This is a genomic window from Micromonospora sp. BL1, from assembly GCF_003667485.1.
Lineage (GTDB): Bacteria > Actinomycetota > Actinomycetes > Mycobacteriales > Micromonosporaceae > Micromonospora > Micromonospora tulbaghiae.
Map to the genome: position 1 here is coordinate 1 of NZ_RCVK01000099.1, position 1,041 is coordinate 1,041.

Genomic DNA, 1,041 nt, shown 5'->3' on the forward strand with positions numbered 1-1,041 from the left:
GTGGGGGTCAGGCGGAGTAGCCGCGGGTGGAGACCCAGTTCGCCAGGTCGATCGTGGTGACCCAGTACGACGGCAGCGACGGGTCGGCCGAGTCGGCGATCCGAACGGTCCGGCCGTCGTCCTTGTAGCCGACCACGGCGACGTAGTGGCCGCCCGGGAACGAGTGCCAGCCGCCGTTGGTGTCGGTGGCGGTGCCGGCGACGTTCGCGACGACCGCGCGGCCGTTGCTGATCGCCTCGACCACGTCGGCCTGGAGCCGGTCCATCTGGGCAGGGGTGGCGGTGCCGGGGATCATGCGGGTCCGGTACGGGTTGCCCTTGACCTGCTGGTTGAGCACCCGGGTGGTGTCCTCGGCCGAGTTGGTGCCCATCTCGGTGGTGCCGAGCGGGCCGGCGAGCGCGTCCTGGCTGCGTTCGATGCCGGCGGCGCTGAGCGCGTTGCGCACGGCGGCCGGACCGCAGTAGAAGTAGTTGATCTGCGCCTGGTAGTCGTAGTCGAGCGACTTGCTCGACGGCGGCTTCGGCTTGGCCTTGGGCGTGGTGTCCGGGTCGGCCGTGGCCTTCTTCGACAGGGAGGCGCTCGGCGACGCGCTGGGCGCGGCGGAGGCGCTGGGCGACGCCGGCGGGACGGCGATGCGGGCCTCGCCGCGGCTGGCGGGCTGCTCGCCGAGACGGGCGGCGCCGAGATCGGCGACCGCCGCGGTGTTCTCCTGGACCGGGGCGTCGTCACCGGCGGTGGCGACGGTGCCGGCGCCTGCGGCCAGCACGAGCGCTGCGGCCGATCCGGCGATGATCTGGTACGGGCGCTCGGTGACGATCCGTCGCAGCTGACGCTTCAGGTGGTGCTTCACGAAATCCTCCACGGGGCGTGAGCGGCGCACGCCGGCCCGGCACGCGGAGGAACTCACACGTGCTGGCGGGGCCGGATGGCCGGGGGATCGGGAACGCCCGTGATGCCGGGCGCCCAGGGGGCGGTTGCCGGTCGCGCGTCAGGCGAGCGCGGGCACCGCGGTGCCGTGGAGGCGGGGGGACGATCGAGGGG

1 protein-coding gene is annotated in these 1,041 nt (G+C 73.9%); it reads right to left on the reverse strand.

Translation table 11 applies throughout. The features are described 5' to 3' along the window. Positions 1–7: 7 nt before the first annotated feature. Entirely contained in the window at positions 8–850 is an 843-nt protein-coding gene (locus EAD96_RS00990; protein ID WP_121682938.1) for a C39 family peptidase, read from the reverse strand. Positions 851–1,041 lie beyond the last annotated feature (191 nt).